Source organism: Paenibacillus sp. OK003 (assembly GCF_900109515.1).
In the GTDB taxonomy this organism is placed as follows: Bacteria; Bacillota; Bacilli; order Paenibacillales; family Paenibacillaceae; genus Paenibacillus; species Paenibacillus marchantiae.
In genome coordinates this window covers 257,932-276,906 of sequence record NZ_FOBD01000001.1, presented here as the reverse complement: position 1 = coordinate 276,906, position 18,975 = coordinate 257,932, and the positions used below count along the sequence as shown (strand labels likewise).

28 protein-coding genes and 1 pseudogene are annotated in these 18,975 nt (G+C 36.3%); all 29 read right to left on the bottom strand.

The features are described 5' to 3' along the window. Positions 1 to 182: 182 nt before the first annotated feature. The 29 genes and pseudogenes from BMW94_RS01340 to BMW94_RS01205 all read right to left on the bottom strand — a co-directional run bounded on the left by BMW94_RS01340 (position 183) and on the right by BMW94_RS01205 (position 18,931). Positions 183 to 461: a hypothetical protein gene (locus BMW94_RS01340; protein WP_090993720.1), complete on the bottom strand. Its 279-nt coding sequence runs from the start codon at positions 459 to 461 to the stop codon at positions 183 to 185. A gap of 27 nt (positions 462 to 488) precedes the next feature. Continuing rightward, positions 489 to 1,295, bottom strand: a complete 807-nt coding sequence (locus BMW94_RS01335) for a GNAT family N-acetyltransferase (protein WP_090993718.1) — start codon at positions 1,293 to 1,295, stop codon at positions 489 to 491. Positions 1,296 to 1,340: 45 nt separating this feature from the next. Beyond that, positions 1,341 to 2,225 carry a hypothetical protein gene (locus tag BMW94_RS01330; RefSeq protein ID WP_090993717.1) on the bottom strand — a complete coding sequence of 295 codons (885 nt, stop codon included), beginning with the start codon at positions 2,223 to 2,225 and terminating at the stop codon, positions 1,341 to 1,343. A 29-nt stretch (positions 2,226 to 2,254) separates the two neighbouring features. Next, positions 2,255 to 2,809, bottom strand: coding sequence for a GNAT family N-acetyltransferase (locus BMW94_RS01325; protein WP_090993715.1), 555 nt, complete (start codon positions 2,807 to 2,809; stop codon positions 2,255 to 2,257). A gap of 191 nt (positions 2,810 to 3,000) precedes the next feature. Further along, positions 3,001 to 3,156 (bottom strand): NUDIX hydrolase, encoded by a 156-nt coding sequence (locus tag BMW94_RS30790; RefSeq protein ID WP_254790069.1) that lies wholly within the window; start codon positions 3,154 to 3,156, stop codon positions 3,001 to 3,003. Between the two features lie 18 nt (positions 3,157 to 3,174). Further along, positions 3,175 to 3,576 carry an NUDIX hydrolase gene (locus tag BMW94_RS01320; protein WP_090993712.1) on the bottom strand — a complete coding sequence of 134 codons (402 nt, stop codon included), beginning with the start codon at positions 3,574 to 3,576 and terminating at the stop codon, positions 3,175 to 3,177. Between the two features lie 90 nt (positions 3,577 to 3,666). Beyond that, positions 3,667 to 4,098, bottom strand: a complete 432-nt coding sequence (locus BMW94_RS01315) for a GNAT family N-acetyltransferase (protein ID WP_090993710.1) — start codon at positions 4,096 to 4,098, stop codon at positions 3,667 to 3,669. A gap of 33 nt (positions 4,099 to 4,131) precedes the next feature. Further along, a complete protein-coding gene (locus BMW94_RS01310) occupies positions 4,132 to 4,548 on the bottom strand; it encodes a DUF1801 domain-containing protein (protein ID WP_090993708.1) in 417 nt (138 codons plus the stop codon). A gap of 245 nt (positions 4,549 to 4,793) precedes the next feature. Continuing rightward, positions 4,794 to 5,216: a GNAT family N-acetyltransferase gene (locus BMW94_RS01300; RefSeq protein ID WP_090993704.1), complete on the bottom strand. Its 423-nt coding sequence runs from the start codon at positions 5,214 to 5,216 to the stop codon at positions 4,794 to 4,796. A gap of 144 nt (positions 5,217 to 5,360) precedes the next feature. Continuing rightward, positions 5,361 to 5,834: a GNAT family N-acetyltransferase gene (locus tag BMW94_RS01295; protein ID WP_090993701.1), complete on the bottom strand. Its 474-nt coding sequence runs from the start codon at positions 5,832 to 5,834 to the stop codon at positions 5,361 to 5,363. A gap of 156 nt (positions 5,835 to 5,990) precedes the next feature. Further along, on the bottom strand, positions 5,991 to 6,392 hold the full coding sequence (locus BMW94_RS01290) for a GNAT family N-acetyltransferase (protein WP_254790068.1): 402 nt from the start codon (positions 6,390 to 6,392) through the stop codon (positions 5,991 to 5,993). Between the two features lie 73 nt (positions 6,393 to 6,465). After that, positions 6,466 to 6,984 carry a DUF1572 family protein gene (locus BMW94_RS01285; RefSeq protein WP_090993700.1) on the bottom strand — a complete coding sequence of 173 codons (519 nt, stop codon included), beginning with the start codon at positions 6,982 to 6,984 and terminating at the stop codon, positions 6,466 to 6,468. A gap of 150 nt (positions 6,985 to 7,134) precedes the next feature. Beyond that, a complete protein-coding gene (locus BMW94_RS01280) occupies positions 7,135 to 8,007 on the bottom strand; it encodes an alpha/beta hydrolase family protein (RefSeq protein WP_139209282.1) in 873 nt (290 codons plus the stop codon). A gap of 157 nt (positions 8,008 to 8,164) precedes the next feature. Next, complete coding sequence (locus BMW94_RS01275; RefSeq protein WP_090993695.1) at positions 8,165 to 8,689, bottom strand: P-loop nucleotide/nucleoside kinase family protein; 525 nt, start codon at positions 8,687 to 8,689, stop codon at positions 8,165 to 8,167. Continuing rightward, complete coding sequence (locus tag BMW94_RS01270; protein ID WP_090993693.1) at positions 8,690 to 9,208, bottom strand: GNAT family N-acetyltransferase; 519 nt, start codon at positions 9,206 to 9,208, stop codon at positions 8,690 to 8,692. A 71-nt stretch (positions 9,209 to 9,279) separates the two neighbouring features. Then, the gene (locus BMW94_RS01265; protein ID WP_254790067.1) at positions 9,280 to 9,504 is read right to left on the bottom strand and encodes a GNAT family N-acetyltransferase; all 225 of its coding nucleotides are present in this window, start codon (positions 9,502 to 9,504) and stop codon (positions 9,280 to 9,282) included. Positions 9,505 to 9,604: 100 nt separating this feature from the next. Continuing rightward, positions 9,605 to 10,321 (bottom strand): hypothetical protein, encoded by a 717-nt coding sequence (locus BMW94_RS01260; protein ID WP_090993691.1) that lies wholly within the window; start codon positions 10,319 to 10,321, stop codon positions 9,605 to 9,607. A gap of 102 nt (positions 10,322 to 10,423) precedes the next feature. Then, a complete protein-coding gene (locus BMW94_RS01255; RefSeq protein WP_090993689.1) occupies positions 10,424 to 10,951 on the bottom strand; it encodes a GNAT family N-acetyltransferase in 528 nt (175 codons plus the stop codon). A 136-nt stretch (positions 10,952 to 11,087) separates the two neighbouring features. Beyond that, positions 11,088 to 12,083, bottom strand: coding sequence for a serine hydrolase domain-containing protein (locus tag BMW94_RS01250; RefSeq protein WP_090993687.1), 996 nt, complete (start codon positions 12,081 to 12,083; stop codon positions 11,088 to 11,090). Positions 12,084 to 12,281: 198 nt separating this feature from the next. Further along, complete coding sequence (locus BMW94_RS31210) at positions 12,282 to 12,377, bottom strand: hypothetical protein (RefSeq protein WP_368086883.1); 96 nt, start codon at positions 12,375 to 12,377, stop codon at positions 12,282 to 12,284. A gap of 291 nt (positions 12,378 to 12,668) precedes the next feature. Continuing rightward, positions 12,669 to 13,448: a phosphotransferase family protein gene (locus tag BMW94_RS01245; RefSeq protein ID WP_090993685.1), complete on the bottom strand. Its 780-nt coding sequence runs from the start codon at positions 13,446 to 13,448 to the stop codon at positions 12,669 to 12,671. A gap of 20 nt (positions 13,449 to 13,468) precedes the next feature. Then, positions 13,469 to 13,690: a GNAT family N-acetyltransferase gene (locus BMW94_RS01240; protein WP_254790066.1), complete on the bottom strand. Its 222-nt coding sequence runs from the start codon at positions 13,688 to 13,690 to the stop codon at positions 13,469 to 13,471. A 93-nt stretch (positions 13,691 to 13,783) separates the two neighbouring features. Next, positions 13,784 to 14,416: a zinc dependent phospholipase C family protein gene (locus BMW94_RS01235; protein WP_090993683.1), complete on the bottom strand. Its 633-nt coding sequence runs from the start codon at positions 14,414 to 14,416 to the stop codon at positions 13,784 to 13,786. A gap of 80 nt (positions 14,417 to 14,496) precedes the next feature. Beyond that, entirely contained in the window at positions 14,497 to 15,012 is a 516-nt protein-coding gene (locus BMW94_RS01230; protein ID WP_090993681.1) for a phosphotransferase-like protein, read from the bottom strand. Positions 15,013 to 15,156: 144 nt separating this feature from the next. Continuing rightward, positions 15,157 to 15,561: pseudogene (locus BMW94_RS01225) on the bottom strand (DUF3626 domain-containing protein); the annotation flags it as partial. A 266-nt stretch (positions 15,562 to 15,827) separates the two neighbouring features. Continuing rightward, on the bottom strand, positions 15,828 to 16,355 hold the full coding sequence (locus BMW94_RS01220; RefSeq protein WP_254790065.1) for a YfiT family bacillithiol transferase: 528 nt from the start codon (positions 16,353 to 16,355) through the stop codon (positions 15,828 to 15,830). A 177-nt stretch (positions 16,356 to 16,532) separates the two neighbouring features. Beyond that, positions 16,533 to 17,099, bottom strand: a complete 567-nt coding sequence (locus tag BMW94_RS01215; protein ID WP_090993677.1) for a histidine phosphatase family protein — start codon at positions 17,097 to 17,099, stop codon at positions 16,533 to 16,535. A 179-nt stretch (positions 17,100 to 17,278) separates the two neighbouring features. Continuing rightward, positions 17,279 to 17,830 carry a 2'-5' RNA ligase family protein gene (locus BMW94_RS01210; protein ID WP_090993675.1) on the bottom strand — a complete coding sequence of 184 codons (552 nt, stop codon included), beginning with the start codon at positions 17,828 to 17,830 and terminating at the stop codon, positions 17,279 to 17,281. A 165-nt stretch (positions 17,831 to 17,995) separates the two neighbouring features. Then, a complete protein-coding gene (locus tag BMW94_RS01205) occupies positions 17,996 to 18,931 on the bottom strand; it encodes an acetamidase/formamidase family protein (RefSeq protein ID WP_090993673.1) in 936 nt (311 codons plus the stop codon). Positions 18,932 to 18,975 lie beyond the last annotated feature (44 nt).

Here is an 18,975-nt window from a genome sequence, read left to right as displayed (position 1 = left end):
CAAGGTCATTCTCTCACCAGAAAATCCTTATGCAATTGCAGGAATATTCAAGTAAGAAAACAACCTTTTGCTGTAAAAATAATAACATATTTTTGAATATAAGGTACTATATTTCATGTGAATCCGTTCGAATTCGTTGAATCTGACTAGGTATAAACCATCCTTCCGGAAAACAACTCACCCTATGATCGGTGTTGTGAATACCTATTTGTTTTATCCTTTCTGGAATTCCCCGGGAATCCAGCAACCAACAGCACAAATCCGACGAAAAATAAGAAATATACGAGAACCCCCGTGAAACCATTATCGTTTGCTGGGATTATCTCGCGTGTCTTCCCACCTGAAGCGTAACCCGCTTCCACTATGGCTGTGGATATTCTCACCGAGATTCTATCTAAAGTTGAAATGAATATACTACTAATCATGAGAACCGCACCCAAGATTCTATTTGTATTGTTCATGAGCTGCCTCCTATTTAAATCTGGTTCTTATCTTTCAGTCCATGCTGTTCGGATATATCCCAGCTTCATGCCAACATGCTCCATATTGCGATGACTTTGAGATAAAAATGAACATTGCCCTACCACCAGACTACATTCCGTATTCATGGCTTCTGTTATTCTTCTATTCAAAAGCTGCTGATGTACACCCTGATTTCTAAACTCAGGTAATGTTGCTGCAAAGGTTAAGGATGCCTTTTGATTTTTAATAAACAGAACACTTACCGCTGCAGGGATGGCATTGACATATGCGATGTAAAATTTCCAACCTGGACGGTGATAAAGAACCTGATTATTCTGGGCGACGTAAGGGATACCGTCATCCGACAAACCGGTTCCCCTGCAATGAATGGTCGCGTATAGCTCGAATTGATCCTCTTCAAGTTCTTGAATTCGGATATGATCTGAGTGATTCTTTTTGTCTTCCGGTTTGATGATCAGGGATGAATGAAATCCCGATGCATACATACCTAAGTCGGTTAATCGTTTCAAGAAGTTCTGATCCACCACAGATGGAATGACTTCGAACTGAACCTTTCGATCTCGCTGTCTATAAAAATCAATGATGGCATCCATGTGTTCCAAATCATTATTTGTTAAACCCTTCACCGTATTGAAAGTGGGCCATGCCATGGTCTTACTGTAGAAGCAGATGGCATTTCCAAATTGCTGAATCTCAATTCCTTCCGGATTGTTGTCCCTACTCTGTATAGCAAGCATGCGATCTGTCATATAATCGATTTCCGAGATTTCAACTTCTTTAATCAAATCTAAAGATGGAATTAGTGTATTCATATCTTACCTCCAAATAAAAGTACGGGAACTCCGTTTTATTTCCCATCAAAATACTTCATTACATTGCCTATACTTTACAATAGTTAGATGCTCCCACTCCCTATACAACTGCTCTTTAGAGAGTATCTTCCACGGGTTGAATATCGTTTGCCCATCTTTATTGAAATATAGTTCTTCTCCCAAATGATATGCTGCATGTTGAATGATCCCATTCTCATCTGTCCATAGGACAACGTCCCCTTGATGTAGTTCGTCAGTTATTAACTCTTCATAATGATACTGTTTTAATTTCTCAAGAAACGTTTTTTGATGTACCCATTCATAGATAAACCATTCTGGTTTCCCTTTGGAGATTGCAAACAAAACTGCTGCGAGGCAATTTGCACCTTGGGAACTAGCAAACGAATTGGCATATGGTTTTAGAAAATCAGGTAGCGACTCAGGTGGCTTCTCACATTCCCCTTTATCCCACCATTCGTAAACCAATGTCGTAAGTATCTGTTCTTTACATGATTTGTTCAGACTTTCCCACATAAAGCGCTGAAGGATAACATGTCCATCCATCAAATAGCTTGCAGGTATTTCCGCCAAATCATGTACAAATGTAACGGGGAAAACAAGCCCTCTTCCACTTTGCACTTGTGCATTTAACAAAAATCGTTTCTTATCTTCAGGAATAGTTTCTATCCATTCTTTATCCGCAATGATTACATAATCAACGTTCTTTATATTCCAGTACTCGTAACCATTCACATAATTCACTTGCCTATAAGTGCTGTGGTTATAGAACTCCTCTTTTGGCATTAATAGTACATCGGTACAGTCAAATTCATAATCAAGATGTTCTTTTGATAGGAAAAACAAATCTTTTTCCGGTACATAACAATCCATCCACGAAAGTAAAACTTTTTTACCCGGTTTAATTATCAATATGTATTCCTCCACGTTGGGTTTGAACTTTATTCTTTCACTTTATCTCTCACTACTCCGTAGTAAATCAGATCCTCATACCGGTCTTCTTTCTTGACATGATCCACTAATACACCTTCTTTTATCATGCCAATCTTCTGTATAACTTGTCCGGATGCCGGGTTAGAAGCAAAATGTCGCGCATATACCTTATGATATTTTTTCACATCAAAAGCGAACTCTAACATGGCTTTAGCAGCTTCCGTTGCATACCCTTTTCCCCAAAACGGCTGACCCACCCAATAAGATAACTCCCCGTTATCGTAACGTTGTTGATTAGATAATGCTATTGCCCCGTATAAATCACCTGTTTTCCGATCACAAATAGCAAATTCATAACATTTATCCGCATTAAAATTTTCTTTATGTTGCTCTATCCAAGACACTGCACAATCTAATGTATATGGGTAGGGTAATGTGAGTGTGCTTTTATATATGTTGTAGTCATTACATAGTCTGGTAACGGTTTCAGCATCTGATTCCGTAAATAATCTTAACAGTAACCGCTCTGTGGTCATCGTTTTATTGAGATCGTCGTACACCATACTATCCCACCTTTTTTATTAAAATGGATCATTGCACCTTCAAAACCATTTAAATAATTTCTCAGTTTACAAATCTTATTGTATTGAAGAAGTTAAAAAAATAACAAAATTTATATAATCAATCTATCATTCCAATTTTGTCTATTACGTTGTATTTTTTAAAATCATTTAAAATAGTTTGTGGTAAATAGTCATATAACTCTGATCGGGTTGCCCACATATACTTTTCCACCAACGGTTTCCCAGCTCCCAGCGGCAACTTCATCTGCAGCTGAACGTTTTAATATCAGTACCCTGCCTTTATTTTCAATGACTCCCTTAACCACAACAACGATGTTGTTTTCCAAGATACCTTCACCCATATGTTATTCAGAGAACTCAACTAAAATGGGGTGAGTGCTCTCATCCAATGCTTTGTGAATTCTCTCCTTGAAATTCCCCCAGGTAATCATTTCATTGGCTTGTTCTAATGTAAAGAAACCAACCTCATCACTTTCAATACTTGTAGTTAGAGTTCCTCCAATTGGTTTTCCAGTGAATATATGGTTACATACTCCCCGCGTAGTATTCTGATATAGGCCACAAAACTTAATAAGTTCAATATCAATGCCAGTCTCTTCCTTCACCTCTCGTATAGCAGCTTGTGTGATGGTCTCTCCTTCTTCCACACAACCTTGAGGCATTTCCCAGCCTCTCCGTCCCTTCATAAGTAAGATTTCATTGTTCTCATTAAGGACAATCACACTTGCAGACACAATAAATTTCATTTAAAGTCCCCCTTCTCAAGATTTAGATTTCATAGCCCCATATCTAGTCCCCATTTAAATTTCATCTGGATCATCCAAGATCTTTGTGGTTCATAGTTTCTTTTGTAGCAATACTTCTTCCGTTCTCGCATAGTTTGATTTTGCGTATGTCTTTATAGCCATTTCATTTCTTGGGCCTGTCAGAATCTTTACACGGGTAACACCTCGTTCTCTAAGTTCCTCCTCTATAAAAGCAATTAGCATCGTAGCCAATCCTCTTCTCCGGGCAACTTCGGCAATATACATTTCTGTGATTTCTCCCTGGAGTGCACGATAACAAAAAGATTTAAAATATTGAGCACAGGCGAATCCAACTGCCTGATCGTCAATCACAGCTAGAGCAATCAACTCATTAGATAAAGCAAGGCTATCTATTACTTCTTCTACAGATGTACCTACTCCATTAAAAGCATCATTGAGCTTAAGAAGGTCCTCTGCATCATTTTCGTTCGCCCAACGTATATGAATGTTCTCTTCTTTCATCACGTAACCTCCAATAATAACAGTGAACAGGAATTAATGATCCGGATAGGTTTCTTTCAAAAACCTGATGGATTGGTTGATCAATGCTTGTAATACATCTAGATTGATATCTGCAACTTTATTGACGTATACACATGCTTTTCCTGTCGTATGTTTTCCAAAGTCTTTTAATAGATTCTCTCGCTCGGCATCACCTGTAGCAAAATACAAACTGATTTTTGCTTTTCGAGGAGAAAAGCCCACCAGTGGTGCATCTCCTTCGTGACCATATTTATAATGATAGGCGCCGAATCCAATAATACTCGGTCCCCACATCTTTGCTTTATGCCCTGTTGTTTCAGTGAAAATATCCAATAGTTGATACGCGTCTTCACGTTTTTTGGGACTATCAACACTTTCAATAAATTCAATGACACTGTTGTCTGTTTCTTTTGTTTTAAGTTTGTACATTGATAAAATCCCCCTTCATGTCTTCCGTAGCTTTAACGCAGGGAACAGACTTAATATCAGACCAACAATCAGAAACAATATCCATTGTTCGTAACTAATGATTAGAATCATTTCCCAAAAGCTTGCCGGCCCGGAGTTTGGTTCATCATTGTATGGATGGTCAAAAATAACTGGTAGTACCCCAAGGGCTATAAAAACGATTCCAATGATCAAAGAAAGAAAAAAAATAGCTTTCTTCATAGTCATCACGCCCTCAAATAATCAGGAAGTCTTATCATAAATCGTTCACTATTTCTATTAAATTGATATTGTTCATATAATTCATGTGCATCCAATGTTCCGAGTAACCCCATTAAATCTTTAAAGCGATCCGATTGTGTAATCACTTCAATTAGTTTCTTACCAAGTCCTTGGCCCCTATATTCCTCATGAATAAAAACATCACAAAGCCAATACATTGTCGCATCATCTGTGACAACCCTTGCAAAACCAACTTGAACTTCTTCTTTATAAATCCCAAAACATATTGAAGAATGAATGGACTTTTCAATTTTTTCATTGGATCTCTTATTGGCCCAATAGCTTCTAGATAAGAAACCCTTCACCGCATGAATGTCCATAAGTTCTTTGTTATCACTGATAAGGTATTCTCCATATATAAAATCCATCAATCCCAGCTCCTCTCAAAACCCTTGATGATTCAAGTAATACTTAATTCCAGCACGATCAACATCAGAAAAATCTAATGAATTCTCCATAAATAAATCTCAACTGCTCATCAGTTTCAATGTTTTGACCTTTTTCTTGATTACCTAAATCATGCATTTTTCATAAATCACAATTGTCATCTTGTCGTTAATTTGTTTCGTATCTCCCTTCTGTCTATATCCTAATTTCTCATAAAGGTAACAATTCCTCTGCTCTTCTGAGATTGTAGCCAACTCCCATATTCTCGCATCGCTATATCTATCTTCAATCATTGAAAATACTTTTTGTGCAATCCCTCTCCCTTGGTAGTCGGGTAAAATAAATACAGGGCTTACTCGATAGATTTTATTCTCCTTTTTTACTATTCTAATGGCCCCCACAGGAATATTTGCTTCTCTTATTAGGTAATAATCTGTATAGCTTTGATTTATTCGATCTTCTATTTGTTCTACCGTTTGATTTGCTGGGCTTGTTTCATAGTCTTTATATTTATTTAATAGAGGCATGAATGCTTTTATTTGCATTTCGTGAATGATTGAAGCTTCTTTAAGACCTGCTTTGGATAATGAGACTTCCATTTCATATCATCCTCCGTTATTGAAGCTAATTTAATGTTTTGCTTCTATGTTAGTTCCCAACATTACACGTATAATATGCGGTTTCGTTCTTCTTGAATGCATTCTAAATTTCTAACTTCATTAGTACAGTTAATATTTTTTGTTCTTCTAATTCCGTTATTCGCATATCAATGGGTTTAATCCTTGCTTGTGATAAAATGCTAGACCTCTTGAATTCGTACTATGACATGATAATAATAAGTGTTTAACTTTATAAATCGATTTCGCCTTCATTATCATCGTTTTCAACAAATAATAATTAGCAGCACCTTTTCCTCTAAAATCCTTCGATACAATGACGTTACCTAAACAACATACATCATCTTTATAGTCATATAAATTGGCATAAGCTACAACTTGACCTGACTCCTCATCAACAATAACTGTTGGTTCGTATCGATTCTCAAGAAGCTTTAATATTTGATCTGGTGTTAAAGGATATTTAAACCGAGGACTAATATAAAACAATTCTTCCTTTGACTGAGGAAAAGAACTTATACTTTTTAAGTCTTCATTCATTAGAGATCTACAAGAATAGATAGGTGCCATCTCCTTTTTTGGATTAGACGTTTTCTATTGCGTTCTGTTGATATCAATCGTATTGCCAAACTAGCTCTCCTTTCCTTGTTTTGGCTGCATATATGATTTGACCCGTGTGATAGTGAATTTCTCTTACCATTGCGATCATTAGATTCAAAACCGTTGTTTCATTATTTACTTGACTGAATGTAAGAGGGGGACGATTAATGAAAGGTTGAGATAACAACAAGTTTGGGTTGAAACTGAGGTGTTCGAGATATTGAATGATAATATCGAATGATTCCTTGGTCATGTTATAGGCTTCTTCTATCGACATTTTAAGTCCTAATTCAAATTCCTTATCCCTGTCTCTTGAATCAGCAATATCATAAAATATCGTTTCAATTCTTGAGTGAACACAACCTCTTATATGTGCAACGAGATTTGCAATACTATTACTTTCTTGATTTGGTGACCATGTGATATCTTCTTCTGATAATTGTGAGATGGCTTGGAGAGTCCATTTTCTTTCAGATATAAATTTCACTAACATACTCTGAATTACTTCTAATTCAATTTCCATGAGGACCATGAGGACACTCCAGTCTATAATTTTGATCTAATCTACAACCACTGCCAATTAGTTCTTCTAATATTCCTCAAACTCCTGCCAGACCTGGAGGTGCAAATGCCCTTATAAGGGACTATTTTATTATAAGCAGCTACTAGTATTTTCAGGATTTTAAATATGTGTTCGCTCATCTAACCATCTCTTAGATTCTTCTAACATGCTTAAAGTAATTTGATGATTTACTTTGGAGTACTCAACAAAATGCACTGAATTATTTAGTATATTGTTCTGTTCAATAACCTTCATAAAATACTTCTGACTATCAATTGGAATAGTTGTATCTTCTGTTCCATGCAAAATAAGCATCGCTTTATTCTTCATATTCCTTGTTAATTTAGCCGGATCTAGCTTTAAGATTCTATCCCTATCTATTGAAGTCCAAGGTGTTCTTATATCTCTTTCACAGATGTGTTCTTCAAACCTTTCCCAAGCGCACGAACCGTTCATTATTATTGCAGATTTAATACTTATGTTATTTGCATAAACACCTGCAGCTGCAAAACCGCCAGTAGAATTACCGACCACTCCCACTATCTTGTCATGTAAGGTTAATTCAGAAATAAAATCTCCAGCCTCTTCAACTGTCTGAATAACGACTTCCCAAAAATATTTTTGTATTACTTTAGGATCAAAATAGTTAAGTTCCCCTCTGGTACCGTGATATGAAATTTCAGGTATGATAACCGTGTATCCCCAATCAGAAATCAATGAACCAAAGAAAATGTAATCCTTAATGTTTGAAACCCATCCATGATATAAAATGAGTATCCCTCTAGATTGACAGTTAGGCCTAATCCATATACAAGGGATCCCCGCAATTAGTTGTTCATAGTGATTATCCATTAGCTCTCCATTATTCTTTATGTAGTTATATATTGAAAAAATCGTAAAGTTTAAGCGACTCAGTTCTTCACATATTTTGTCCGGCCTTAAACAATATTTAATTTCTCCACCAATCGGTTTTGCTAAAAATAATGTATTCACGATTGAACCATATACATTCTGGAATATTCAAATGTAATAAGATGTCAAGCACCTTCAAATTCAGCCTTCTTTCTTTATTCTTGAGTCACGATTGTTGGAAGTGTTTTAAAGCGTTTGCATTTTTTCTCATTGAATCTTCGATTTCACGAGACATCACTTATTCTTTATTAATATAATTTAAAACGTTATTTAAATACTTCTCTATAGGTTGTGACGAATCAACACGCAAACATTGAATATGGTTAGGTCTCTTACTTTCATCAACATTATTTTTAAACTCTTCTTCAGATGTATCCGAAATCTGACTTATCATCCGTTCTCGATGTTGTAATCTTTTACTTATTTCCTGATAGTCATTCAGGTAACATTCAACGTACTTATAATTAGCATTATACTTCTTACTTAATGACGAACCTCTTTCAATCATCTCAGAATAAAAGCATGGAGTATCGAATATTACGTCATAGCTTTGGGAGAGATAAAACTCTATCAGGGCCCAATCAATATTATATGAAGTCATACCTAAAACTTTTAATTCTAAATTACTATCCCCAATGGATTTTAATATGGAAGACTTCGAGATATCATGATCAATAATTATGGCACCCGTAATTTTAGCGATCCTTCTTGAAAGAGTTGACTTACCGGAACCAGGAAATCCCGACATTTGAAGAAAAAACATCTATGAAACCACCTTTCCCTTGGAGATTTCCAATTCATATTTAACTTGCGTTTTACTGTGCCCTTCTATGGTTTCGATCATTTCTTCTATTTCTTTAAATCCACTTTTCTCATAAAATGTCCTTCCTCTATGATTCTCTTTCCCTACCCAGGCAAACATTTTATTTATCGGCTTTAAAATTTGAATGAATCTCTTAATAAACTCTTTACCTATTCCCATTTTGTGATATTCAGGTCGTATATAGATTCTTAGCAATTCGTATTCTTCTTCATTCACTTGTCTTGTTTGAGCATATCCAACGACTTCGCCATTATATTCAGCTATTAAAAAACTCCGTTTGGCACTTTGAAGATCTCTCTCGACTGTTCGACTTAAATTCTCAATTGAATATGCTCTAGTTAGAAAGTTTTGAATGTAAGCTTCAGAGTATATGCCTTTATAAGTATAATTCCATGTTTCATGAGCTATGGATTGAATGTGTGGGATATCCTCATTTGAAACAAATCGAATTGTAATCATCTGGTTATCCTTCTTTCGATATTAATTAATGAACTTTAAAATCTTGCTTAAGAAATGCATAAATGGCATTATCAACAATTCTTCCAATAATAATTCCCCTTCAATATGCCTTCTTCTCTGAAGCCGATTTTCTCAAGAACCTTTCTTGATCCCACATTCTCTGGTTCTACAAATGCTTCAATTCGGTTTAAGCCAAGATTATTGAAGCCATATTCAATTACCTTTTCAACTACCTCAGTCATAATACCTTGATGCCAATATTCTGGTGTGAGTTTATATCCAATGAGGGGAATCATTCTGTGATAGCTCTCTTAATACAAGTCTTTTTGTTTCTAACTTGGGAAACTGCGACATTTTAGTTCTCCTTAATGGTTTAAGTAGTTTCAATTTGCGTCTCTACCATTCACTCTTCTTTACTGAATCCACGGTTTCATTTATGATTCGAACCATTACGTCGACGGAGGCGATCACACAACGATACTCAATCCGAAGAACATGCCGATCGAACTCATAATAAAAGACACCGGAAAAGACAGAATCATCTTTATATTGGTTGTGTTTGCCCTTCAGGCCGCCATTCGAGTTAGTCTCAATAAACTCACCATAGAAAGAGCCCTCTCGATCTTGAAGCTCCCTCTCCACTGCTTCATTCAAAGTCGTATTCTCTATTACTTCATAGGATATTATTGCTTCTCCGGATAAATCTGTTGTAAAAACAATTTTCTCATCCTTAACTACAGGTTCGCCCATATCCTTCCGCAAACCAAAGGTCACACCATATGGCTTAATCGAGTATTCCATCCCATCAACCGTCACCTTTTCGTGCTCCAATGAGGTTTCCAATTTGACTTCATCCCCGACCAAAATCGATAACTCCACCCCTTCAATTGTGTGAGCATCCGGCATATGCGTAAGTTCTTCTTCTTTTTCTTCTTCCGTGATAATGTCAGAAGGTTTAAATGCACCTGCCTCGCTTTCTTCAATCTTCTCCTTGACAACCAATTCCTGAGACGAAGAATTCAACGATGGTTCAACGTTGGGTTGCCCTAAACAGCCGGTTAACACCACTACAATTAAGATGGAGAAAAGCGTTGTCACCGATTTTTTAACCATCGATCTTCTCTCCTCTCTGTCCATCAAATATTCGATAATTATTATATGCGTTAAACGTTGGATATCAATGACAGATACCTCTGCTAAGATAAGCCACAGCTATTATTCATTTTCCCCCACTGCCAATCTCCAGTCGTTACATCGTATGGTCGACCCCACAGGGTATTCAAAATCACACTCACCAATATACGAAAAGCCCAGCTTGCGACAAATGGCATTCGAAGCGGGATTCTTGGTTTTAGGAAAAGCATGAATGAATTTATGTTTCTTCTTTTCAGAACGGATAGAAGCTATGGCCTTCGCTGTTGCTTCTGTCGCTATTCCTCTACCTTGATATTCAGATAAAACACTCCAACCTATCTCGTAAATAGATTCTTCTTTCCAGGTCTGATCCCAATACCCTACACTACCCACGACTTCAAGATGCGGAAGCAAGAGGATTTTAAACATTTTCCCGGTTCCATTTTGTGCAATTTCATAATAGCGCTTATGACGAGCTAAGATTTTCTCCTCAATCTCTGGTCCTCCGAAGTGTACTGTCATCTCAGGCGAATTTAATTGGCGAAGCAAACCTAGATCTCCTTCGTCCCATAGTTCAATTCTTACCTCTGGCGCATTCCTTTGTTCCATCTTGTCACTCACCTCACTGTTTTTATTTGTAACCAAATTTAGAGGAAGAGATTTACTATTCTCAGTTCAATTATATCAGAACATATATTCTTATCCAGTAAAAATTTATCATTATCATTTAAGCCAAGTTCACGGTTTATAGATCTTCTATGTACTTACAGACCAAATCCCCAAATGTTTTAATATCCTCAAGATAGTCGTACCCTAACGGATTTTGTCCAGTCTGATTATACATTCTTACCGCTACAGTTTTACACTTAGGAATGACAAGACAGGCACATCCAGTGGCACCCAGAGACTGAAAAGAACCGTGTGGAAGTTTATCACCTAATTCTGTATTAGCCCGTGGCTCATCTTGCACAAACCAAAAAAAACCGTTTCTCGGCAATTGTTGTTCCAGATCAGGAGGACTAATAATAGTGGTTGTTTGCTCAAATATTTCTTTAGGAAGTATCTGCTTCCCATTTATAGCTCCCTTATTCAAATGCAGATAACCCCAAAATGCCAGTTCCTTTGTGCTCATAAATAAGTTGGCTTGGTTACCTAGATCATCCTTATATTGTTCATTAAGCCATACTAATTTTTCATTATTTTCCTTTCTCCATCCTGTTTGGCTAAAGCCCATAGGTGAGAATAAACGCTCTTCGAGTAATTGTGATAAAGGGATTTTATATACTTTCCGAATAATCTCAGTAAGCAGATTAACACCAGTATTATTGTACTTCCAGTCGGTTCCTTGAAGAAACAATCTATTATGCAGATCACTTAAACCATGAGTATGGGTTAACAAATGTCGTATTGTTATATGCCTTAATGCGTCCCTATCTACCTCATTTAAGTAGTCCACAACAAGATCATCTATACTTCTGACCTTATCTTCAAGTAATGCAAGACTAATAGCAAATCCTAAAAATGTTTTTCGCACTGAAGCAACATTAAATTGTGATTCCTCATCAACTAATCGACTATGTTTAGAATTGTCATGTACTCCTGAGTACCATTCATTCACGATATGATCATTATGAATAATATATGTCGCAGCAGCGGTAGCAGATATTTTATTCTTTACCTGTGAAACATACTCATTCAGTTCAATGAATGCTTTATTATTTGATATTTTTAGGTTAAGCAATGAAAGTGTGCACCTTCTTCACTATATTTAGTATTGTTGTTTTTTCTTCATGAAATTTCCAAGTTCTTCCCTTGTCTTTGGGTGTAGTGTAGTATTGTACTTCCAGATGTCATCATTCTTCAGCCAAACATTCTTTCACCTCAGCTCGGTATTCTCGTCCTTCTTATTTGCATAGAATTTACGTGCATATGGAAAAAATTAGTGAGGAGAGAATTTAGACATGTCATGGATTATCCCTTGAAGATATAGTCCTTCTTGCCAACATTCGATTAGAACGTTTAATTTATGATCCAAAACAGTTAGCTAGGATTGTTAAACTCCAATTTGAATGCGCTAATTACTATTTATTCCCTGCTCTCTTTTTAGCGTATAAACTTAAATATAACGAACCCAAGCTAATGAAAACAACAAATAATGAAATCCACAATACCTTCTCCTTTTGAATTATTGCCATTACTACATAAGCGAAAGAAGCTAAGTAAAATAAACAGCTAGACAGAAGTAAAAGTCTCAATTGTTTCATCTTGCTCACCCTTTAGATTTTTATATTAAGAAGGCTGCATCGGAACACTTTTTGAAGCAATACTAAAAAAAGCTATATAACCCGTCTTCAAAGTAGCTATACTCTTCATCCGTTATTCTTAACTTACCATATCCGTTAAAAAATATTTCTTTATCTCTATCATTATCGAAAGCATTATATTTTGGTCTAATTGCCAATGCTACATCATATCTTGGATCCCCGTACGCAGCTCCTGACCAATCAATAACTCCGACTATATTACATTTATTAACTAATACATTATCTATTGTAAAATCGCCATGAATCAAAGTGTTATCTATTGGTTTAGGTCTTACTTTTTTCAATCGCTTAAGTCGTTCTTCTGATCCGTCTACTGCAAAGTGGGTTAGATTATATTCTGCTTTATTCAGCATTGTATCTAACCAAGGACTATCATTGTTCAATAATTCAATAGGGCAAGAACATTCATGTATTTTCTTTAAACTAAGTCCAAAGTTAAAAATAGCTTTCTCTTTATCTTTGAGATCGGGCTCTATAGATAGAAATTCTCTCAAACTTATTCCATCAATATAATCCATTAAAAGCCATCTCGATTCATTCTCGACATGATATAAATATGTTTGCGGAACTGGTAATCCCGTATGATAAAGAGATCGAAGCACCTTGTATTCTTCTGACAACCATTTATTATAGAGATCTCTTTCTGTCTTTTTGATCACGTACTTTTTATCGGGTGTATCCAAAATAGCCACGATAGAAGTATGACCTTGCCTGGGAAAAGTAATTCTCTGAACTTTTCCGATTTGTTCTATTATTTCAATTGGGAGGTCCTGAATATTCATGCGTTCATCCTTTCAAAGTATCAGATGTTATGCCAATAGAACGTATAATGAGAGTGCTGTTGAAAGCCTATTGATTTATAAAAAGAACTATCCGAAATAACATATGCTTTTTCAGCACCTAAGGAGTTGCCTCTTTTTAAGGCTTCTAAAACTACTGCTTTTCCAAGCCCCTTACGCCGATACTCCGGAATTGTACATACAGGTTCAACATAAATTATTAAATTTAAAACTTCGAGCCACATGACATTGCGATTGACTTTTTCTCATGTCTTTAGAGCGAGCAGCTAAGAGGCTGTTGCGCTACGTGGATGCATTGATAAGGGACACCTCAGACTTCACAAAATTACTTGCAAATTGTACTTTATCTTTATATAATTCATATTCAATATTCCCATATCGACTGATGTCTCTAAGTAACCAATGATCTGCTCAAAAGTAAAAACATTAAGGGCTTCAATCAAAATTTCTTTGTCATAATTCAAATCGTCAAATATATATGGCACAAACTTTTCGACATCTGTAGATTTAACTTCCTCTAAATCCGGTATTGTTGGAATGTAATTGAGCCTGTTTCTTAATTCCTCTTTATATCCATAATGTTCAAGCAACTTCCCATTCAATAATCTAAAGTCATTATGATACTGCTTATATAATCTCTCATTAGCTTCCATTCTGTTCCTTAACCAAGGTAAATTAAAACCTTTCAACCATATATCATCTGCAATTAAATGTGTGAAATAACCCAGAACATAAAGGTCCTCTGCCTGTGATCGATACTTATGTAAAAATCCTTTATAGTCTACGTTCCTTGAATAATCCTGAATTTCACCAGCAAAAAAATGTGATGAATCTTTTGTTGTAACAGCATCCGGTGCAATATTCCCAAGTAAAAACGGCGTCTTATCTACAATAGATAAGGAATCTGCAATTCTATTCGCCACAATCAGATGCATTATTCTTGAACCCATACTTCTTCCTCCCTTCAATGAAAGTTTGAAGTCTTTTTACCTGATTCTGCTTCCTTGAACTGATATTTTCAATTATTAAATTATTTTTGGAATACTGATGTGATAATCATTTCTGCACATTCTTCCGGCGTGTTCAAACTCGTATCGACTGAAAAGCTATAGCGAATGTGTTTCGACATTATTTTATTTTGCTCATCGGATTGATCTTCTGTTCTGTCACCACGTTCTATATTTCGCTTACGACAAAGATCTAACGGACAGTAAACCTCAACGATATCCAAAGGATATCCATCAAATATATCTTGGACTTTATCATAGTGCGGCTTTAATTCCGGTCTTTCAACAAGTATCCCATCGATTAAAACATTCTTTCCATGATCCGAAAATAACTTTGCTGTATGATACATTAGAATGATCGCTTCACTTAAATACTTCCAGTAGTCTGTTTGCAAATGTTTATCACCAATCGTATTTTCAAAAAGATCATTGGCCACAACATAAAAAAAGGGTTCAGTGTAATTTTGCATCGCTTCTACGATTGAAGTTTTACCTGAACTAGTTACGCCATTCAGAAATATAATTTTCCCTTTATCCATTTTCTCATCTTCCTTTGCGCGAGTTATATTTAAAGTATCTATGATTCTTATGATCCCCACTAAAAATGTACTTCCGAACTCCGCCTTCACTGATTCAACCAGTATTTCCAGTAAAAATCAATTACTCTGATCAGCAATCGATTTACCATACTTTGGCCGTTCAAAGTTGGTTGCACCTTCTAACTGATATGCTCGGCCAAATAGTTTTTCCTCGCAAAGATCTCTTGCACCACCTACGTATGCAGATACGCTCCCATTAGATATGAAAGTCTCGAACTGACTTTTATAGATTCCCTGCTCTAATAAAGATTGAGCTACACTTTTCATATCTAAAACCGGACGATCCGGATGAAAATGCAAAGCCACCCTTGCATGGGATTTAATCATTTGAACTACTTCTTCAAAGGTATTCCAAGGAATATTCGATAACTGAAAAATTTCTTTGAGTGATGCTTGAGCTTCTCTTTTTTGGGATCTCACGCAAATACTTATATATTCAATTGCTGCGATCTGAGATCTTGTAAGTTGTCTGTTGTTCGACACAAGGATCACCACCTTTTTCTAAAATTGAAGACTCAATCTACTCTATAATATTTATAGATTTTCACTAGATTTAGAATTACATATACTTCGTTCAGCTTGCTGGTCATGACATCCTAACCACTTAGGCTCCGTCAAGAATCGGCCGCGATGCCGTTAGTCTTGTTCAGAGGTATTTGCTAAATTCGATGCACAGCCGGTTGACTTCTCGTTGACCAAGAGCCGCTGATGTTAGGCGTAGTTGTTGTGTTCTTTGAAACTTACAAAATTCCACTTTACCAACCTTTTGATATTACGAGTGATTCAATTTGTGCAGTGTGATGGCGGTTATGCCATATAAACCTTTGAAGTGCTATGTCTAATGTTATTACGCCTAGAACTTGAGTTCTTAGCTTCCTCTGAAAGTCATCAGGAGTTAGATTATTGAGAAGAATAATAAAGCGTTCGTGGAGTATTTCTAGCAATCGAATTGAATTTTTAATTGGTATATTCCTGTAATCTATGAGTTCTGCCCATAGGTCTTCTCGATATGAATTAGCTAGGGGCTCATCTTCAGTTAATGCCCTCTTAAACCTGATATAGGCATTCATATCATTATCAGCTAGATGATGAATAATTTGATTGATAGTCCACCCATCAGGACGATAAGGTGTATTTAGTTGATCAGAGTCAAGGCTCTTGTATATTTCTTTTAAAGTATTTGTAACTATTGGAATCTGATTAATCATGTTTGATCGTTCTTTACAAGTTAGGTTATGACGTGGACTAAATTGTCCAATGGGATACTGCTTGTTTGTGTCCACTTCAATTATTTCTCCTTCCTCCGCGTATGCGACTGATTGGATCGCCACTTGGCCTCGCAGGGGTGTCTGCCTGATCATAAATCACCGAATTGCTTTGGGTAGACCAAAGGAGCTTTTCCCCGTAGCGTGAATACGCTATCAAGTGATATCACATTCCTCCTTGATGACCTTAGGAATCTAATCATTCCACATTCTTGTTACTTCTTCTAATTCTAAGTCCTCGAATTGCATTTTATAAATATCTGGTTTCTTTAATTGATTCAAAAACTCCAAACCAAAAGCTGAATCAAAATGATTCATCATCAAAGTCATTACAAGACCATGAGTTCCGATGGCTATTTTCTTCCCTTTATTCTCTTTTAATAAAGGTTTTAGAACTGAGATTGCTCTTTTCTGACAATCAGCGTTGGACTCTCCACCCGGCAAGGTATAATCAAAATCATTAAAACTCTCTCTGATACTAGACATTAACTCTGCATTTTCAATATGATAAGATGCAAAATGTCGTTCTCTAAGACCTTCAAATGCTTTAATATCTAACTTTAAGAGCTTGGCCAATCCTTCAACACTCAGAATTGCTCGAGTATAAGGACTTGATATAATCATGTCTATTCCTTCACCTATAAGTAACTTCGTTACTTTTTCAATATCGATCTTTCCTTTTGGGGTAAGCCCTCTTGTTCTTTCATTTCCTTCGTTGTATGGTGATTCTCCATGCCTAACCATATAGATAATTGTCTTCATACAAGCCTCCTTTAGATGCTTTCATTAAATATCACACTATGATTTCATATAAAGTTAATATAATCGACGTCAGTTCCCCTTGTATTCACTACCCAGCGTTTGCTCCGACTCCTTTCGGAACCAGGGCGAATACCCGCAGCGTGAATATAATGTTATACGCAGTAACTGAACTCTTTGTATTAACTTAAAAAAGATTGTTCAAATAGGGTTATATTCCTGTTCCCTTCTTCTGACAGCTCAATCTTCACTAAACTCATTCTTTCTATGATTCCATCCATAGGTTCAAATTCCTTTACTACATCATGAATTCCCTTAGCGATCACTTCTCTACTTAATTGTGTTCCCAGGGTACAATGTGGATTCCATTGATTTGGGCTATAATGTATACTCGCTTGATTATTATATTTGTCTAACTTTTTATAAAAACCCTTATGTATACGTTGAAGCTCTTCCGTCATGGTTGGAGCTAAAAATATCGTTCCCGAGGTCGGAAAGGTAGCTACGATATCAAATCGTAAACGAAGAGGAGAGACATTATCAAAATAGATTCTCAGTTGTTCTTTAAATCCTTCCAAATCGGAAATATCCGTATATACGGCAAGCGTTATATGGGGACTTAAATTTTCAAATCTATTCATAAAATGACTGATTCCCGCTTTGTCAAAGTGCATCCATGCTTTTCTGACGTACTCGTCAAATTCTTTATTGAAGAATAATTCTACAGCAAACAAGCGAACCCCCACCTTTCTTTTTATTCCTATTCATTGCACAATCGTATGACTAATCGTACGTTTTTGCTCTATTCTCATTAATAATAAATTGAGATCATAAACATTGTAATCATGAAAGATATTCATATATGTTTTCTTTATTTTAGGTACTGAGTTACATTCGAATCACTTTAAAATTCCATGTGGTAGACAGGCATGTACCCCTTTAACCCCATTTACAATTTGCGTTATACGTAGATCAACAACTGAACTCCCTAAAGCAATAGCTTCAACACGATTTAAACCATACAACTCCCCCATCAAGGTAAGCATTCCATCTAAAGCTTGAACGGTTGCTTCATTTAGATCTTCATGAAACCCAAAAGTAATCCAACCTGCGGGAGTATTAGCTCGGGGGTTCAACAAATCTATCCCTTCAATCAAATTTACAGTTATATCAACAACTTCCATCGGACATTCAATAGCTTGGCAACTGATTTCTCCATCCCCTTGCAAAGCATGGCCATCACCTATAGCAAGGTAACCCCCATCGACAGAAATAGGAAGATACAATTTACTGCCTTTCACAAGCTCTTTACAATCCATATTCCCACCACAATATCGAGGTGGCCAAGTAGAGTGAATTCCTATGTCATCTGGAGGCATTCCAATCACGCCCATGAACGGTCGTAATGAAACTGAGAAGGAATTGCCATTGATTTCACATACTCCCACCATGGATTTATTATCGAGTTTCCAATCAAGGCTAATTTCCTTATATTCAGTCAAATGTAACTTCTGGTTTTGCCAATTAGGATATTGACCTGCAGCAGTAAAACCATATTGACCAGGTATAATATCATTAAACTCAACCTCTAAAGTCATCCCTTTCTTAGCACCTTCAATATAAATGGGTCCCAACAAAGCGTGACCTCCATCCATTTTTTCTTTTCTTGAAAATGGTTTCCGTCTCTCACTATTACTTCTCCCAGTACCCCAACCAGCGTCTAATGTTTCAAAACGTATGGTATCACCAGATGACACCGAAAGGATAGGAGTTACTTCTTTAGTAAATGAACCCATTAGTGTTTCTTGGGATAACTCAATTTTGTGTACTACCATAATATCGCCTCCAGTGCGCTTATTATCTTTAGGCCAATTTTATA

Coding starts and splice junctions, on each gene's coding strand:
- BMW94_RS01340 (WP_090993720.1), bottom strand. CDS start 461: ATGAACAATACAAATAGAATCTTGGGTGCGGTTCTCATGATTAGTAGT.
- BMW94_RS01335 (WP_090993718.1), bottom strand. CDS start 1,295: ATGAATACACTAATTCCATCTTTAGATTTGATTAAAGAAGTTGAAATC.
- BMW94_RS01325 (WP_090993715.1), bottom strand. CDS start 2,809: ATGGTGTACGACGATCTCAATAAAACGATGACCACAGAGCGGTTACTG.
- BMW94_RS01320 (WP_090993712.1), bottom strand. CDS start 3,576: ATGAAATTTATTGTGTCTGCAAGTGTGATTGTCCTTAATGAGAACAAT.
- BMW94_RS01315 (WP_090993710.1), bottom strand. CDS start 4,098: ATGAAAGAAGAGAACATTCATATACGTTGGGCGAACGAAAATGATGCA.
- BMW94_RS01310 (WP_090993708.1), bottom strand. CDS start 4,548: ATGTACAAACTTAAAACAAAAGAAACAGACAACAGTGTCATTGAATTT.
- BMW94_RS01300 (WP_090993704.1), bottom strand. CDS start 5,216: ATGGATTTTATATATGGAGAATACCTTATCAGTGATAACAAAGAACTT.
- BMW94_RS01295 (WP_090993701.1), bottom strand. CDS start 5,834: ATGGAAGTCTCATTATCCAAAGCAGGTCTTAAAGAAGCTTCAATCATT.
- BMW94_RS01290 (WP_254790068.1), bottom strand. CDS start 6,392: ATGAATGAAGACTTAAAAAGTATAAGTTCTTTTCCTCAGTCAAAGGAA.
- BMW94_RS01285 (WP_090993700.1), bottom strand. CDS start 6,984: ATGGTCCTCATGGAAATTGAATTAGAAGTAATTCAGAGTATGTTAGTG.
- BMW94_RS01275 (WP_090993695.1), bottom strand. CDS start 8,689: ATGTTTTTTCTTCAAATGTCGGGATTTCCTGGTTCCGGTAAGTCAACT.
- BMW94_RS01270 (WP_090993693.1), bottom strand. CDS start 9,208: ATGATTACAATTCGATTTGTTTCAAATGAGGATATCCCACACATTCAA.
- BMW94_RS01265 (WP_254790067.1), bottom strand. CDS start 9,504: ATGATTCCCCTCATTGGATATAAACTCACACCAGAATATTGGCATCAA.
- BMW94_RS01260 (WP_090993691.1), bottom strand. CDS start 10,321: ATGGTTAAAAAATCGGTGACAACGCTTTTCTCCATCTTAATTGTAGTG.
- BMW94_RS01255 (WP_090993689.1), bottom strand. CDS start 10,951: ATGGAACAAAGGAATGCGCCAGAGGTAAGAATTGAACTATGGGACGAA.
- BMW94_RS01245 (WP_090993685.1), bottom strand. CDS start 13,448: ATGAATATTCAGGACCTCCCAATTGAAATAATAGAACAAATCGGAAAA.
- BMW94_RS01240 (WP_254790066.1), bottom strand. CDS start 13,690: ATGTGGCTCGAAGTTTTAAATTTAATAATTTATGTTGAACCTGTATGT.
- BMW94_RS01235 (WP_090993683.1), bottom strand. CDS start 14,416: ATGGGTTCAAGAATAATGCATCTGATTGTGGCGAATAGAATTGCAGAT.
- BMW94_RS01230 (WP_090993681.1), bottom strand. CDS start 15,012: ATGGATAAAGGGAAAATTATATTTCTGAATGGCGTAACTAGTTCAGGT.
- BMW94_RS01215 (WP_090993677.1), bottom strand. CDS start 17,099: ATGAAGACAATTATCTATATGGTTAGGCATGGAGAATCACCATACAAC.
- BMW94_RS01205 (WP_090993673.1), bottom strand. CDS start 18,931: ATGGTAGTACACAAAATTGAGTTATCCCAAGAAACACTAATGGGTTCA.